Below are 15,535 nucleotides of genomic sequence, written 5' to 3' on the forward strand. Positions count from 1 at the left end.
CCGCAGGGGCCCAGGGGTTCTGCGGCGCCGGGGGGTCCCTACGGGATCGGTGGCCCTGGGGGTTCTGCGGGCCCTGCGGGTCGCACGGTTCCCTACAGGTCCCACAGCATCTACGTCCCGTACGGGTCCCTACGGCCCCTGCGGCCCCTGCGGCCCCTACGTCCCGTACGGCCCGTACGGCCCCTACGGCCCCTACGGCCTGTACGGGTCTCTACGGCCCCTACGGCCCCTACGGCCCCTACGTCACGTACGGCCCCCTACGGGCTCTGTGGCCCCTGCGGGTCGTGCGGCCCTTACAGGTCGCAGGGTCCCTACGTGGCGCACAGCCCCCAGGCCCCCGCGGCCCCGGCCGCCAGTGTGCCCCCGCCCGTCCTCGGAGCACACCGTGCGACGGCCCCTCAGGTGCTGGAGCTCGCCAGCGTTCGCGACAGCTCAAGGGCCACTCGCTGAAGCGCGGCCACACTCCGCGCCGTGGTGGCGTCCGTGAGCCGCCCCGCGGGCCCGGAGACGGAGACGGCCGCCGCGGTGGGGGAGTCCGGCACGGACACCGCGAGGCACCGCACCCCGATCTCCTGCTCGTTGTCGTCCACGGCGTAGCCGAGCCGACGTACCTCGTCGAGAGACGTCAGGAAGTCCTCCGGCGTGGTGATCGTCCGCTCCGTCGCGGCCGGCATGCCCGTCCGGGACAGCAGCGCCCGCACCTCCGCGTCGGGCAACTCCGCCAGCAGCGCCTTGCCCACGCCGGTCGCGTGCGGAAGGACGCGCCGGCCCACCTCCGTGAACATCCGCATCGAGTGCTTCGACGGCACCTGCGCCACGTAGACGATCTCGTCGCCGTCCAGCAGTGCCATGTTCGCCGTCTCGCCGGTCTCCTCCACCAGGCAGGCCAGGTGCGGCCGCGCCCAGGTGCCGAGCAGCCGGGAGGCGGACTCGCCGAGCCGGATCAGGCGGGGCCCGAGCGCGTACCGGCGGTTCGGCTGCTGTCGTACGTAACCGCAGGAGACCAGCGTGCGCATGAGCCGGTGGATGGTGGGCAGCGGCAGCCCGCCGGCCGCGGACAGTTCGCTCAGGCCGACCTCGCCACCCGCGTCCGCCATCCGCTCCAGCAGGTCGAAGGCGCGCTCCAGGGACTGGACCCCGCCGCCGGCGGCTCTGGCGGATGCGTTGGCGCTGGCGCGGGACGTCGGCACGGCGCGTTCCTTTCGGGGCTGGCGGGGAAGCCAGAAGCGTACCGGGCGGTCGTTCGCCGCGCCCCTTGACGCCGGGGGCCGCCCACGTGAAGACTCCTTCAACAGAACGTTGAATTCCGTTACATGGGGGTAAATCCCGTTTCCTGGACGTAGAACAGCAGACGGCGGAGAAAGGGGTTCGGGTGTCCGACGCCGACCTGGTGTTGCGCTCCACGCGCGTCATCACCCCGGACGGGACGCGGGCCGCCACGGTCGCCGTCGCCGCCGGGAAGATCACGGCCGTACTGCCGCACGACGCGGAAGTGCCCGCCACGGCCCGGCTGGAGGACGTCGGCGACCACGTCCTGCTGCCCGGCCTGGTCGACACCCACGTCCACGTCAACGACCCCGGCCGCACCGAGTGGGAGGGCTTTTGGACCGCCACGCGCGCGGCGGCCGCCGGTGGCATCACCACCCTCGTCGACATGCCCCTCAACTCCCTGCCGCCGACCACCACGGTCGAGAACCTGCGGGTGAAACGGGAGGCCGCCGCCGGCAAGGCGCACATCGACGTCGGCTTCTGGGGCGGCGCGCTCCCCGGCAACGTCAAGGACCTGCGCCCCCTGCACGACGCCGGAGTCTTCGGCTTCAAGGCCTTCCTCTCCCCGTCCGGCGTCGACGAGTTCCCGCACCTGGACCAGGAGGAGCTGGCCCGGACCCTGACGGAGACGGCCGGCTTCGACGGCCTGCTGATCGCGCACGCCGAGGACCCGCACCGGCTGGCCGCCGCCCCGCAGCGCGGCGGGTCCAGGTACGCCGACTTCCTCGCCTCGCGGCCGCGTGACGCCGAGGACACGGCCATCGCCCACCTCGTCGCGCAGGCCCGCCGCCTGCACGCGCGCGTGCACGTCCTGCACCTGTCCTCCAGCGACGCACTGCCGCTCATCGCCGCCGCCCGCGCCGACGGCGTCCGCGTCACCGTGGAGACCTGCCCGCACTACCTCACCCTGACCGCCGAGGAAGTCCCCGACGGAGCCAGCGAGTTCAAGTGCTGCCCGCCCATCCGCGAGGCCGCCAACCAGGATCTGCTCTGGCGGGCACTCGCCGACGGCGCCATCGACTGCGTCGTCACGGACCACTCACCTTCGACCGCCGACCTGAAGACCTCCGACTTCGCGACCGCCTGGGGCGGCATCTCCGGCCTCCAGCTGAGCCTGCCGGCGGTGTGGACCGAGGCCCGTCGGCGCGGCCACGGCCTGGACGACGTCGTCCGCTGGATGTCGGCGCACACGGCCCGGCTGGTCGGCCTCGACGCCCGGAAGGGTGCCATCGCGGCAGGCCGCGACGCCGACTTCGCCGTCCTCGCCCCCGACGAGACCTTCACCGTCGACCCGGCCGGACTCCAGCACCGCAACCCGGTCACCGCGTACGCGGGCAAGACCCTGTACGGCGTCGTGAAGTCCACCTGGCTGCGCGGCCGGCGCGTCTTCGCCGACGGCGAGTTCACCGAACCGACGGGCACACTGCTCACCCGACCCCGGTGACCTGTCCCCGGCGGCCCCTTCCACTTCCCCTCCCCCCACCTCCCGACCCCCGACGTCCGTAAGGAGCCCCTGATCACCGTGACGGCGCAGGATCCAGCCGGCCGGGCCGGCTTCACCGGCGACGCGAACCCCTACACAGGTGGTGACCCGTACGCCGACTACCGCACCGCCGACTTCCCCTTCACCCGGTTCGCCGACCTCGCCGACCGGCGGCTCGGCGCCGGGGTCGTCGCCGCCAACGACGAGTTCTTCGCCCAGCGCGAGAACCTGCTCCTCCCCGGACGGGCCGAGTTCGACCCCGAGCGCTTCGGTCACAAGGGCAAGATCATGGACGGCTGGGAGACCCGCCGCCGGCGCGGGCCGTCAGCGGAGCACCCCTGGCCGGCCGCCGACGACCACGACTGGGCGCTGATCCGCCTCGGCGCGCCGGGTGTCGTACGGGGCATCGTCGTGGACACGGCCCACTTCCGCGGCAATTACCCGCAGGCCGTCTCGGTCGAGGGCGCGTCGGTGCCCGGCTCCCCCTCGCCCGGGGAGCTGCTCTCCGACGACGTGAAGTGGACGACACTGGTCCCGCGCACGCCGGTCGGAGGCCACGCGGCCAACGGCTTCGCGGTGGACGTGGAACAGCGCTTCACCCACCTGCGCCTCAACCAGCACCCCGACGGCGGCATCGCGCGCCTGCGCGTGTACGGCGAGGTCGCGCCCGACCCGGCGTGGCTGGCGGCGATCGGCACCTTCGATGTCGTCGCCCTGGAGAACGGCGGCCAGGTCGAGGACGCCTCCGACCTCTTCTACTCCCCGGCCACGAACACCATCCAGCCCGGCCGCTCCCGCCGGATGGACGACGGCTGGGAGACGCGCCGCCGCCGCGACCACGGCAACGACTGGATCCGCTACCGCCTCGTCGCCCGGTCCCGGATCCGCGCGATCGAGATCGACACGGCGTACCTGAAGGGCAACAGCGCGGGCTGGGCGGCGGTCTCGGTGCGGGACGGCGAGAGCGGCGACTGGACCGAGATCCTTCCGCGCACCCGCCTCCAGCCGGACGCCGGCCACCGGTTCGTCCTCCCCGACCCCGCCGTCGCCACCCACGCGCGCGTGGACATCCACCCCGACGGCGGCATCGCCCGTCTGCGCCTGTTCGGGTCGTTGACGGAAGAGGGCGCGTCCGCGCTGTCGGCCCGCCACCAGGAGCTGGGCGGCTGAGACCTCCCTGGCTGGTGCCCTGGGGTCCTTAGGGACCCTGGGCGCCCTGGGTCTCTCGGGTGCCCCGGGTGGCCCCGGGTTCCCTGGGGTCCCTCGGAACTCTTTCCGTCACCCCGCGCGTTCCCCCCACGTGACCCTTCAGCAAGAGATCGTCGGCACCGCCATGCAGATGGCGGTCGTCAACCTGCACCCCGGCCAGACCGTGTACTGCGAGGCCGGGAAGTTCCTGTTCAAGACGACGAACGTGACCATGGAGACGCGCCTGTCCGGCCCGTCGGACAACGGCGGCCGGCAGCAGAGCGGAGGCGGCGGAGGCGGCGGCATGGGCGGCATGCTGCGCCAGGCCATGGGCACCGCCATGCAGGTCGGCCAGCGCGTGCTGGCCGGCGAGTCGCTGGCGTTCCAGTACTTCAGCGCCCAGGGCGGCCAGGGCACGGTCGGCTTCGCGGGCGTGCTGCCCGGCGAGATGCGCGCACTGGAGCTCGACGGCACGCGCGCGTGGTTCGCGGAGAAGGACGCCTTCGTGGCCGCCGAGTCCACCGTCGAGTTCGGCATCGCCTTCCAGGGCGGCCGCACCGGCATGAGCGGCGGCGAGGGCTTCGTCCTGGAGAAGTTCACCGGCCACGGCACAGTGATCCTCGCGGGAGCCGGCAACTTCATCGACCTGAACCCGGCCGACTTCGGCGGCCGCATCGAGGTCGACACCGGCTGCGTCGTCGCCTTCGAGGAGGGCATCCAGTACGGCGTCCAGCGCGTCGGCGGTCTCAACCGCCAGGGCATCATGAACGCCGTCTTCGGCGGGGAGGGCCTGTCCCTGGCCACCCTGGAGGGCAACGGCCGCGTGATTCTCCAGTCCCTCACCATCGAGAGCCTCGCCAACGCCCTGAAGAAGGCCCAGGGCGGCGACAAGCAGGGCCCGACCGGAGGACTGTTCTCCACGAACGTGGGCTGACCGTCAACACCAGACCGTCAACACCCGGGCCCTGGCTCCTTTGTCGCCGTAATCCCCTGGTCCGGACGGGCCGCCGGTAGGTACGGTGATCGTCCCCGTGCGAGCCGCCGACGTCCGCGCACGCCGTCCGCAGCCCCGGAGAGCTTGCCCATGTCGACCGTCGCCGTACCGGGCGCAGCCGTCACGCCCCGCCGTGCCCGGCACACCGACCTGCCCGTCCTGCTCGTCGCGGTCGTCTGGGGCGCGAGCTATCTGGCCGCCAAGGACATCACCACCGCCGGCACGGTGCTCGCCGTGCTGGTGCTGCGGTTCGCGCTGGCCGTGCCCTTCCTGGCCCTCGCGGCGAGGCGTTCGCTGCGCGCCCTCACCGGCGCCCAGTGGCGCGGGGCCGCCCTGCTGGGGCTGATCCTCAGCGGCATCTTCCTGCTGGAGACGTACGGCGTCGTCCACACGTCGGCGACGAACGCGGGCCTGATCATCAGCCTCACCATGATCTTCACCCCGCTCGCCGAGGCCGCCGTCACCCGCACCCGGCCCGCCTCGTCCTTCCTCGGCGCCGCGGCCCTGTCGGTGCTCGGCGTCGTCCTGCTCACCCAGGGCGGCGGCTTCACCCGGCCCTCACTCGGCGACCTGCTGATGCTGCTCGCCGCCCTGGCCCGCACCCTGCACGTCCTCGCGATGTCGCGGATCCGGGCCGTACAGGACGCCGACCCGCTGCCGCTCACCACGGTCCAGCTGGGCACCGGGGTCGCCGTGTTCGCGGCTCTGTCGGCGGGGACCGGCCCCACGCCGTGGGCCACCGCGGCCGGATTCGGCGTGCGCGAGTGGGCCGGACTGCTGTTCCTGTCCGTGCTGTGCACCCTGGTCGCCTTCTTCGTCCAGATGTGGGCGGTCCGCCGCACCTCCCCGTCCCGGGTCAGTCTGCTGCTCGGCACCGAACCGCTGTGGGCCACCGCGGCCGGCCTCGCGCTCGGCGGGGAACGGCTCGGCGTGCTCGGTCTCGCGGGCGGTGCGCTGGTGCTCGTGGGGACCGCGTGGGGACGACGGGCGGCGGGTTGAATTCCCGAGAAATCATGGGACTTGACGGGTGAAACCTCGTTCCTGTCATTGACATGCCATCATCTACGCGCGTCATCATGAGGGCATGAGATTCCCCCCACACGCATCTCGTATCGGCGCCGCAGCGGCGCTCCTGTCCGCACTCCTCGTCGGCGGCACCGTCTCCGCCACCACGGCGGACGCCGCCGCCACGTCCGTCGGCAGCATCTGCGCCGGCGACCTCCCGGCACAGGCGTACGACACCCTGGACCTCATCGACCAGGGCGGCCCCTTCCCGTACCCGCAGGACGGCGTCGTCTTCCAGAACCGCGAGCACGTCCTGCCCTCGGAACCCACCGGCTACTACCACGAGTACACGGTGAAGACCCCCGGCTCCTCCACCCGCGGTGCCCGGCGCATCGTCACGGGCGAGGGGTACCAGGAGGACTACTACACGTCCGACCACTACGTCACGTTCGACCTGATCGACTTCGGCTGCTGAGCCGACCGGACGGGTTCGAGGCGACGGCGCGCGCCCACCCTCGGGGGACGGAAGGCCACACTCGGCCGGATCTCCGTCCCCCGGCGGTGCCGGTGGCTGCGACTGCGGCAGTGTCGGCGCACAGTGTGAACGTGGTCCCGCGTGCGGGGGACCACCCAAAGTCCACGGTCGTGCGACTTTGGTCGGTGATCGTCCGCACGGAGCGGAAGCGGGGCCCGATCCTGCGTAGATTTGTCGACCGTGAGCAACGACGAACCGGCCCGGGCGCCGCAGGATTTCGTGGGCCGCCGGTGGCTGTTCCCGTCCGCCCTGGTCCATGAGCTGGCCCCCGACACCACCGCCTCAGGCCGCCGGCCACGGCGCACCGCCCGCGACTGGGTCGTCGACTTCTGCTGCTTCCTGCTCGCCGTCGGACTCGGTCTGGTGGCTGCGCGGTCCCTGCGCGACGAACCCGGGCTTCCGCACTCCCTCGCCGTCCTCGACGTGGCACTCGGCGTCGTCGCGTGCGCGGCGGTCTGGCTGCGGCGCCGCCTGCCGGTCGAGCTGGCCGTCGCGCTGGTCGCGGTCAGTTTCGCGTCCTCCACCGCGGGCGGCGCGGCGATGGTCGCCGTGTTCACGCTCGCCGTGCACCGGCCCTTCCGCTACGTGGCCTGGATCGGGGGGACCGAGCTCGCGCTGACCCCGCTCTACTACTGGCTGCGGCCCGACCCCGACCTGCCGTACGCCGGGATCGTCGCCTTCTCGGTGCTGCTCACCATCACCGTCATCGGCTGGGGCATGTTCGTCCGCTCCAAGCGGCAGCTCATGCTCAGCCTGCACGACCGCGCCCGCCAGGCGGAGAGCGAGGCACGGCTGCGCGCCGAACAGGCGCAGCGGCTCGCCCGTGAGGCCATCGCGCGTGAGATGCACGACGTGCTGGCCCACCGGCTCACCCTGCTCAGCGTGCACGCCGGAGCCCTGGAGTTCCGGCCGGACGCGCCCCGGGAGGAGATCGTGCGGGCGGCGGGGGTGATCCGGGAGAGTGCCCACGAGGCGTTGCAGGATCTGCGGGAGATCATCGGCGTACTGCGCACCGGGGAGGCGGACGACGCGGCCGGGAGCCGCCCGCAGCCGACCCTGGCCGCCCTGGACACCCTCGTCGCCGAGTGCCGCGAGGCCGGCATGAAGGTGACCCTCGACCACCGCGTCACCGACCCCGCCGCCGTCCCCGCCTCCGTCGGCCGCACCGCCTACCGCATCGCGCAGGAGGCCCTCACCAACGCCCGTAAACACGCTCCCGGCACCGAGGTCCGTCTCCGCCTCACGGGCGCTACCGCCGACGGCCTCACCGTCACGGTCACCAACGCCGCCCCCGAATCCGAGGCCCCGCCCGTCCCCGGTTCCGGCCAGGGCCTGATCGGCCTTACCGAACGCGCGACCCTGGCCGGTGGCCGGCTGGTGCACGGGCCCACGACGGACGGCGGGTTCGAGGTGCGCGGGTGGTTGCCGTGGGGCGCAAGCTGAGGGGTTCGGGGTGAGGGGCGGGGGCTGCCTGCCGGCTTGTCTGTCTGCTTGTCTGCGTGTCTGTCGTGGCCGAGGCCGGCGGGAGGACCGGGCCTGGTGGCGAGCACGCCGTTCCCGCGCGGACGGATCACGTACCGGCTCGCGGGGCGACGGCTGCCCGCCGGGGCCCGGGTCTTCATGCTGGCCGAACGCGATCTGTGCGGACCTGATCGCCCCGGTCCGGCCCGGCCCGGTCCGATCCGGTCCGACAGCCCTGGCCGACGCTCCGTCGGACGGTCCGCGCGGGTGCCGGTCCGGCGTGGAGACCGCCGGTCTTCGCCGGTCTCCGCGGGCCTCGCGGCTCCGCCGACGTCCGTCGGCGGCTGCTCGCCCTCCCGCGCGCGGACGTGATTTCGTGAACCCATGACTGTGACGCCGATCAGACTCCTCCTCGTCGACGACGACCCTCTGGTGCGGGCCGGGCTCGCGCTGATGATCGGCGGCGCCGGAGACATCGAGATCGTCGGGGAGGCCGCCGACGGGGACGAGGCCGAGGGCGCGGTCGAGCGGACCCGGCCGGACGTCGTGCTCATGGACATCCGGATGCCTTCGGTGGACGGCATCACGGCCACCCGACGGCTGCGCGCGCGGGCGGACGCGCCGGAGGTCGTGGTGCTCACCACCTTCCACGCCGACGAGCAGGTGCTGCACGCCCTGCGCGCGGGCGCCGCCGGGTTCGTGCTCAAGGACACCCCGCCCGCCGAGATCGTCGACGCGGTGCGCCGGGTCGCCGCCGGAGAGCCGGTGCTGTCGCCCGCCGTCACCCGTCAGCTGATGCGGCACGCGGCCGGTACCGCCGCGGACTCCCGCCAGGCACGCGCGCGTGAGCGGCTCGCCCGGCTCAACGACCGCGAGCGGGAGGTCGCCGTCGCCGTCGGCCGGGGCCTGGCCAACGCGCGGATCGCCGCCGAGCTCTTCATGAGCGTGGCCACCGTCAAGACCCATGTCTCCCGCATCCTCGCCAAGCTGGACCTCAACAACCGCGTCCAGATCGCCCTGCTCGCCTACGACGCGGGACTTCTGGAAGACGGGCGCGGAACCGAACCGGGCGAGGGGACCTGAGACGGGCCCGGAGACAGCCACCGGGACGCCCGCGGAGACGGGCACTGACCGCACGCCTCACACGTTGTCCACTTACCGGGGGACGCCCGGCAGGCCTCGGGGGAGTCCGGAGGGGGAGCGATGGACAGGCAACGGGTGGTCGATCTGGGGGAGTTCGGCGATGATTTCCGCCGCGATCCCCATCCGGTGTACGCCCTCCTGCGCGAGAGGGGTCCCGTGCACCGGGTCCGGACGCCGGGCATCGACCGGGGCCAGGAGACGTGGCTCGTCGTGGGGTACGGGGAGGCCCGCGCCGCCCTCGCCGACCCCCGCCTGGCGAAGGACATCAGCAAGATCGGTACGACCTTCCTCGACGAGGAGCTGATCGGCAAGAACCTCCTGGTCGCCGACCCGCCCCAGCACACGCGCCTGCGCTCCCTGGTCACGCGCGCGTTCACCGCGCGCCGGATGGAGCGGCTGCGCCCGCGGATCCAGCGGATCACCGACGACCTGCTGGACGAGATGATCCCGCGCGGCCGCGCCGACCTCATCGACGCCCTCGCCTACCCGCTGCCCATCACCGTCATCTGCGAACTCCTCGGTGTCCCGGACATGGACCGCGCCGAGTTCCGCAAGATGTCCACCGAGGTGGTCGCGCCGACCAGCACACAGACGGAGTACGACGCCGTCGTCCGCCTCGCCGAGTACCTCACCGAGCTGATCGAGGACAAGCGGTGCGCCGGACCGACCGACCTGCTCAGTGACCTGATCCGCACCACCGCCGAGGACGGCGACCGGCTCTCCGCGCGGGAACTGCGCGGCATGGCCTACCTGCTGCTCATCGCCGGCCACGAGACCACCGTCAACCTCATCGGCAACGGCGTCCTGGCTCTCCTCACCCACCCCGACCAGCTCGCCGCCCTGCGCGCAGACATGAGCCTCCTGGACGGTGCCGTCGAGGAGATGCTGCGCTACGAGGGGCCGGTGGAGACCGCCACGTTCCGCTATGCCGCCGAGCCCCTGGAGATCGCCGGCACGGCGATCGGGCAGGGCGAGTCGGTGATGATCGGCCTCACCGCGGCCCAGCGCGACGGCGACCGCTACGCCGACCCGGACCGCTTCGACATCCGCCGCGACACCCGCGGGCACCTCGCCTTCGGACACGGCATCCACTACTGCCTCGGCGCCCCCCTGGCGCGCATCGAGGGCCGGGCAGCCGTGGGCACCCTGCTGACCCGCGCCCCCGCCCTCGCCCTCGACAACGCCCCCGGCGAATGGCTCCCGGGCATGCTGATGAGAGGGGTGCGCACGCTGCCGGTCCGCTGGTGACCGGGACGGGCTGCGGCGCTCCGGCACACGTCTGAACGCCGCCGACCGCCGACCGCCGACCGCGTCCCGGCTCCTCCCGATCCCCCTCTTCCACCCCCCGCAACGGCTGCGACCACAACGGCTGCAACGGCTACGACTGCAACGGCTGCAGCCGGTCCGGGATCTCCACCAGCCGGACCTGCCTGCGCTCACGGCGGGAGACCTCGCAGGCCTCGGCGATACGCAGGGCCTGGAGTGCCTCGCGGCCGTCGCACGGGTTGGCCCGCTCGCCGCGCACCACCTCGACGAAGGCGCAAAGCTCCGCCTCGTAGGCGGGGCCGAACCGCTCCAGGAAGCCGGTCCAGGGTTTGTCGGCGGGCGGGGGACCGGTCGGCTCGGTGGAGGCCACCGGCGTGCGGTCGTCGAGGCCCACCACGACCGTGTCCCGCTCGCCGGCCAGCTCCATGCGGACGTCGTAGCCGGCTCCGTTCAGCCGGCTCGCGGTCGCCGTGGCGAGGGTGCCGTCGGCCAGGGTGAGCAGCGCCGCGCCGGTGTCCACGTCACCGGCCTCGCGGAACATCGCGGGCCCGGCGTCCGAACCGGTCGCGTACACCTCCACCACCTCACGGCCCGTCACCCAGCGCAGCACGTCGAAGTCGTGGATGAGCGTGTCCCGGAACAGTCCGCCGGACAGCGGCAGCCATTCCGGCGGCGGAGGAGACTGGTCGCAGGTCATGGCCCGTACGGTGTGCAGCCGGCCGAGCCGGCCCGAGCGCACCGCCTCCCGGGCGCCCGCGTAGCCCGCGTCGAAGCGCCGCTGGAAGCCCATCTGCAACACCGTGCCGGCCGACTCCACCTCGGCGAGCGCGTGTAACGTCCCCGGCAGGTCGAGGGCGATCGGCTTCTCGCAGAAGACCGGAAGTCCCGAGCGGGCCGCCCGCCCGATCAGCTCGGCGTGTGCGGCCGTCGCCGTGGTGATCACCACCGCGTCCACGCCCCAGGTGAAGATCTCGTCCACGCTCGGCGCCGCCGTCTCACCCAGCCGGTGCGCCACCTCCTGTGCCCGTGCCGGATCCGTGTCCGTAAGGATCAGTGATCCGACCTCCCGATGGCGGCTCAGCGTGTTCGCGTGGATGGTGCCGATGCGGCCCGTACCGATGACCCCGATGCGCATGGGAACAAAGTGGGGGCCGACCCCGCACGCTGTCAATCCGCATGTCCTGACAATCGGACTACACAACTTCCCGTCAACCGGGCGCCGGACTACGCTCGGGCCCGTGCCGAAACCAGATGCCGACCCGACCGTGTCACTCAAGCTGCGTGTGGACCGCAGCTCTCCGGTGCCGTTGTACTTCCAGCTCTCCCAGCAGCTGGAAGCCGCCATCGAGCACGGCGGCCTCACGCCCGGCAGCCTGCTGGGCAACGAGATCGAGCTGGCCGCCCGGCTCGGCCTGTCCCGGCCCACGGTCCGGCAGGCCATTCAGACCCTGGTCGACAAGGGCCTGCTGGTGCGCCGCCGGGGCGTCGGCACCCAGGTCGTGCACAGCAGGGTCAAGCGCCCCCTGGAGCTGAGCAGCCTCTACGACGACCTGGAGGCGGCCGGCCAGCGACCCGCGACCAAGGTCCTGGTCAACACGGTCGTCCCCGCCTCGGCCGAGGTCGCGGCCGCGCTCGGCGTCACCGAGGGCACCGATGTCCACCGCATCGAGCGCCTGCGCCTCGCGCACGGCGAGCCGATGGCCTACCTGATCAACCATCTGCCGCCCGGCCTGCTGGACCTGGACACCGGTCAACTGGAGACCACCGGCCTGTACCGGCTGATGCGCTCCGCCGGCATCACCCTGCACAGCGCCCGTCAGTGCATCGGGGCCCGCGGCGCCACCGCGGCCGAGGCCGAGCGGCTCGCCGAGGCCGAGGGCTCCCCGCTGCTCACCATGCAACGCGTCACATTCGACGACACCGGCCGCGCGGTCGAGTTGGGCGACCACACCTACCGCCCGGCCCGCTATTCCTTCGAATTCCAGCTGCTCGTACGCCCCTGAGCGGCCCGTCTGAGTTCGTCACAATGTCAGGACAATGTGACCGGTTTGGGCTCCCCGGGCATATCGCGGGTGTTTACCGTGTTCGATACTGAAGTGTTTGGGGCAGGTGAGGTCGCCGACGGAACGCACCGACGGTGAGGTCGCCCGCCCCTTGCGCACGTAGGAGCACAGTCAGAGCACGGCAAGAAGGGCAACGCCTCGTGGCACGGTTTCGGACCTGGGTAGGCATCGCGTTGGCGGGGGCGCTCAGCCTCTCCCTCGCCGGCTGCAGCAGCACCGGCGGCAAGCGGGCCGAGGACGCCCGCAAGGCCGCCGCGGCCCAGGGCAGGTCGGCGGTGAACACGCCCCGCTGGACCTTCGCGATGATCACCCACTCGGGAGATGGCGACACCTTCTGGGACATCGTGCAGAGCGGCGCCGAGCAGGCCGCCGTCAAGGACAACATCAACTTCCTGTACTCGCACGACGACGAGGCCCAGCAGCAGGCCCAGCTGGTGGACGCCGCGGTCGACAAGAAGGTCGACGGCATCATCGTCACCCTCGCCAAGCCGGACGCCATGAAGGCCGCGGTGGCCCGCGCCGAGAAGGCCGGCATCCCGGTGATCACGGTGAACTCGGGCTCCGAGGAATCCAAGGCCTTCGGCGCCCTCACCCATATCGGCCAGGACGAGACCATCGCCGGCGAGGCCGTCGGCGAGGAGCTGAACAAGCGGGGCAGGAAGAACGCCCTGTGCGTCCTGCACGAGCAGGGCAACGTCGGCCACGAGCAGCGCTGCGACGGCGTCGAGAAGAGCTTCCACGGCAAGCTGCGCAAGCTCTACGTCAACGGCACGAACATGCCCGACGTGCAGTCCGCCATCGAGGCCAAGCTCCAGGCCGACAAGTCCCTGGACGCGGTCGTCACGCTGGGCGCTCCCTACGCCGACACCGCCGTGAAGGCCAAGTCGGACGCCGGCAGCAAGGCCGAGATCGACACCTTCGACCTGAACGCCCAGGTCGCCGCCGAGCTGAAGAACGGCACCCTCGGCTTCGCCGTGGACCAGCAGCCGTACCTCCAGGGCTACCAGGCCGTCGACCTGCTGTGGCTGTACAAGTACAACGGCGACGTCCTCGGCGGCGGCAAGCCGGTCCTGACCGGCCCGCAGATCATCACCAAGGACCAGGCGTCCGCGCTGGCGGAGTACACCGAGCGGGGCACCCGATGAGCGTCACGACCGACGAGCGCAGCCCTGGTGGCCGGTCGCCGGGCGCGCTGCCGGACAAGAAATCTGACGAAAGGATTCTGCAGACCTCACCGCTGCGGAGACTCCTCGCCCGCCCCGAGCTGGGCTCGGTCGTCGGCGCGATCGCCGTCTTCGTCTTCTTCGCCGTCGTGGCCGACGGGTTCCTGCACCCGGCCAGCCTCGCCACGGTCCTGTACGCCTCCTCGGTCATCGGCATCATGGCCGTACCCGTGGCCCTGCTGATGATCGGCGGGGAGTTCGACCTCTCCTCGGGCGTCCTCGTGACGTCCTCCGCGCTGATCTCCTCGATGTTCAGCTACCAGATGACGGCGAACACCTGGGTCGGCGCGGGCGTCTCGCTGCTGTTCACCCTCGCCATCGGTGCCTTCAACGGGTTCATGCTCACCCGGACCAAGCTGCCCAGCTTCATCATCACGCTGGGCACGTTCCTGATGCTGAACGGCATGAACCTCGGCTTCACCAAGCTGATCGACGGCACGGTCTCCACCAAGACCATCGGCGACATGGAGGGCTTCCCCAGCGCCCACGCCGTCTTCGCCTCGACCCTCACCATCGGCGGCGTCGGCTTCAAGGTCACCATCCTGTGGTGGCTCGGCCTCGTCGCGCTCGCCTCCTGGATCCTGCTGCGCACCCGCGTCGGCAACTGGATCTTCGCGGTCGGCGGCAACCAGGACGCGGCCCGCGCGGTCGGCGTCCCGGTCGCCAAGACCAAGATCGGCCTCTACATGGCCGTGGCGTTCGGCGCCTGGATCTCCGGCCAGCACCTGCTGTTCTCCTTCGACGCCGTCCAGTCCGGCGAGGGCGTCGGCAACGACATGATCTACATCATCGCGGCCGTCATCGGCGGCTGCCTGATCACCGGCGGCTACGGCAGTGCCATCGGCTCGGCGGTCGGGGCGCTCATCTTCGGCATGACCAGCAAGGGCATCGTCTTCGCCGAGTGGAACCCCGACTGGTTCAAGTTCTTCCTCGGAGCCATGCTGCTCCTCGCGACCCTGCTCAACACCTGGGTCCGCAAGCGCGCGGAGGCCGCGAAATGACCGAGACGCCCCAGACACCCGCGACACCCGCGACACCGGGGACGACCGGGACACAACCCGAGGCGGCGGAGCGCACCGCGCTGGTCGAGCTGACCGACGTCAGCAAGTACTACGGCAATGTCCGCGCCCTTGAGGGGGTCTCCCTCGAAGTCCACGCCGGGCAGATCACCTGTGTCCTCGGCGACAACGGCGCGGGCAAGTCGACGCTGATCAAGACCATCGCCGGCCTGCACCGGCACGACGGCGGCATCCTGCGCATCGAGGGCGAGGAGACCCGGCTGTCCTCGCCGCGCGAGGCCCTGGATCGGGGCATCGCCACGGTCTACCAGGACCTCGCCGTCGTGTCCCTGATGCCGGTCTGGCGCAACTTCTTCCTCGGCTCCGAGCCCCGCAAGGGCGCGGGTCCCTTCAAGCGCATGGACGTCGACTTCATGCGCCGCACCACCCACGCCGAGCTGCTGCGCATGGGCATCGACCTGCGCGACGTCGACCAGCCCATCGGCACTCTCTCGGGCGGCGAACGCCAGTGCGTGGCCATCGCCAGGGCCGTCTACTTCGGCGCCAAGGTCCTCGTCCTGGACGAGCCGACGGCCGCACTGGGTGTGAAGCAGTCCGGTGTGGTCCTCAAATATGTGGCGGCGGCACGCGACAAGGGCCTGGGTGTTGTGCTCATCACCCACAACCCGCACCACGCGTACCTGGTGGGCGACCGCTTCGTCCTGCTCAGGCGCGGCACCATGGTGGGCAACCACACACGCGACGAGATCACCCTGGACGAGCTGACCAAGCAGATGGCCGGCGGAGCCGATCTGGACGCGCTGGTCCACGAACTGCAGCGAAACTGAAGGGTGGCGGGGACCGGACGGCCGCGCGGCCCCGCCGCGCGTCACCCGGACCGGCCACC

14 protein-coding genes are annotated in these 15,535 nt (G+C 71.9%); 12 read left to right on the forward strand and 2 right to left on the reverse strand.

The features are described 5' to 3' along the window. Positions 1–398: 398 nt before the first annotated feature. Positions 399–1,190, reverse strand: a complete 792-nt coding sequence (locus OIB37_RS29245) for an IclR family transcriptional regulator (protein ID WP_330460610.1) — start codon at positions 1,188–1,190, stop codon at positions 399–401. A 182-nt stretch (positions 1,191–1,372) separates the two neighbouring features. Between OIB37_RS29245 and allB the strand changes: the two genes are divergently transcribed. The 8 genes from allB (at position 1,373) to OIB37_RS29285 (ending at position 10,326) form a co-directional block, all read left to right on the forward strand. Then, positions 1,373–2,713, forward strand: coding sequence for an allantoinase AllB (gene allB, locus OIB37_RS29250; RefSeq protein WP_330460611.1), 1,341 nt, complete (start codon positions 1,373–1,375; stop codon positions 2,711–2,713). A 78-nt stretch (positions 2,714–2,791) separates the two neighbouring features. After that, positions 2,792–3,922, forward strand: coding sequence for an allantoicase (gene alc / locus OIB37_RS29255; RefSeq protein WP_330460612.1), 1,131 nt, complete (start codon positions 2,792–2,794; stop codon positions 3,920–3,922). Between the two features lie 130 nt (positions 3,923–4,052). Next, positions 4,053–4,874: an AIM24 family protein gene (locus OIB37_RS29260; RefSeq protein ID WP_330460613.1), complete on the forward strand. Its 822-nt coding sequence runs from the start codon at positions 4,053–4,055 to the stop codon at positions 4,872–4,874. Between the two features lie 150 nt (positions 4,875–5,024). Further along, entirely contained in the window at positions 5,025–5,933 is a 909-nt protein-coding gene (locus OIB37_RS29265) for a DMT family transporter (RefSeq protein ID WP_330460614.1), read from the forward strand. A gap of 85 nt (positions 5,934–6,018) precedes the next feature. Beyond that, positions 6,019–6,414, forward strand: coding sequence for a ribonuclease domain-containing protein (locus OIB37_RS29270; RefSeq protein ID WP_330460615.1), 396 nt, complete (start codon positions 6,019–6,021; stop codon positions 6,412–6,414). 240 nt (positions 6,415–6,654) lie between these two features. Then, positions 6,655–7,917, forward strand: a complete 1,263-nt coding sequence (locus tag OIB37_RS29275; protein WP_330460616.1) for a sensor histidine kinase — start codon at positions 6,655–6,657, stop codon at positions 7,915–7,917. Positions 7,918–8,325: 408 nt separating this feature from the next. Then, entirely contained in the window at positions 8,326–9,018 is a 693-nt protein-coding gene (locus OIB37_RS29280; protein WP_330462004.1) for a response regulator transcription factor, read from the forward strand. A gap of 120 nt (positions 9,019–9,138) precedes the next feature. After that, positions 9,139–10,326, forward strand: coding sequence for a cytochrome P450 family protein (locus OIB37_RS29285; RefSeq protein ID WP_330460617.1), 1,188 nt, complete (start codon positions 9,139–9,141; stop codon positions 10,324–10,326). 130 nt (positions 10,327–10,456) lie between these two features. Here OIB37_RS29285 and OIB37_RS29290 read toward each other — a convergent pair whose 3' ends face one another. Further along, positions 10,457–11,479 (reverse strand): Gfo/Idh/MocA family protein, encoded by a 1,023-nt coding sequence (locus OIB37_RS29290; protein WP_330460618.1) that lies wholly within the window; start codon positions 11,477–11,479, stop codon positions 10,457–10,459. Positions 11,480–11,609: 130 nt separating this feature from the next. On the opposite strand from OIB37_RS29290, the gene OIB37_RS29295 reads away from it, so the two are divergent. The 4 genes from OIB37_RS29295 to OIB37_RS29310 all read left to right on the forward strand — a co-directional run bounded on the left by OIB37_RS29295 (position 11,610) and on the right by OIB37_RS29310 (position 15,476). Beyond that, complete coding sequence (locus tag OIB37_RS29295; RefSeq protein WP_330462005.1) at positions 11,610–12,347, forward strand: GntR family transcriptional regulator; 738 nt, start codon at positions 11,610–11,612, stop codon at positions 12,345–12,347. Between the two features lie 200 nt (positions 12,348–12,547). Then, on the forward strand, positions 12,548–13,552 hold the full coding sequence (locus OIB37_RS29300) for a sugar ABC transporter substrate-binding protein (RefSeq protein WP_330460619.1): 1,005 nt from the start codon (positions 12,548–12,550) through the stop codon (positions 13,550–13,552). Further along, positions 13,549–14,631, forward strand: coding sequence for an ABC transporter permease (locus OIB37_RS29305; RefSeq protein ID WP_330460620.1), 1,083 nt, complete (start codon positions 13,549–13,551; stop codon positions 14,629–14,631). Before OIB37_RS29300 ends, OIB37_RS29305 begins: the two co-directional genes overlap by 4 nt. Next, a complete protein-coding gene (locus tag OIB37_RS29310) occupies positions 14,628–15,476 on the forward strand; it encodes an ATP-binding cassette domain-containing protein (RefSeq protein WP_443058219.1) in 849 nt (282 codons plus the stop codon). Before OIB37_RS29305 ends, OIB37_RS29310 begins: the two co-directional genes overlap by 4 nt. The last annotated feature ends 59 nt before the right edge of the window (positions 15,477–15,535 follow it).

The organism is Streptomyces sp. NBC_00820 (assembly GCF_036347055.1).
In the GTDB taxonomy this organism is placed as follows: Bacteria; Actinomycetota; Actinomycetes; order Streptomycetales; family Streptomycetaceae; genus Streptomyces.

Coding starts and splice junctions, on each gene's coding strand:
- OIB37_RS29265 (WP_330460614.1), top strand. CDS start 5,025: ATGTCGACCGTCGCCGTACCGGGCGCAGCCGTCACGCCCCGCCGTGCC.
- OIB37_RS29270 (WP_330460615.1), top strand. CDS start 6,019: ATGAGATTCCCCCCACACGCATCTCGTATCGGCGCCGCAGCGGCGCTC.
- OIB37_RS29285 (WP_330460617.1), top strand. CDS start 9,139: ATGGACAGGCAACGGGTGGTCGATCTGGGGGAGTTCGGCGATGATTTC.
- OIB37_RS29290 (WP_330460618.1), bottom strand. CDS start 11,479: ATGCGCATCGGGGTCATCGGTACGGGCCGCATCGGCACCATCCACGCG.
- OIB37_RS29305 (WP_330460620.1), top strand. CDS start 13,549: ATGAGCGTCACGACCGACGAGCGCAGCCCTGGTGGCCGGTCGCCGGGC.
- OIB37_RS29310 (WP_443058219.1), top strand. CDS start 14,628: ATGACCGAGACGCCCCAGACACCCGCGACACCCGCGACACCGGGGACG.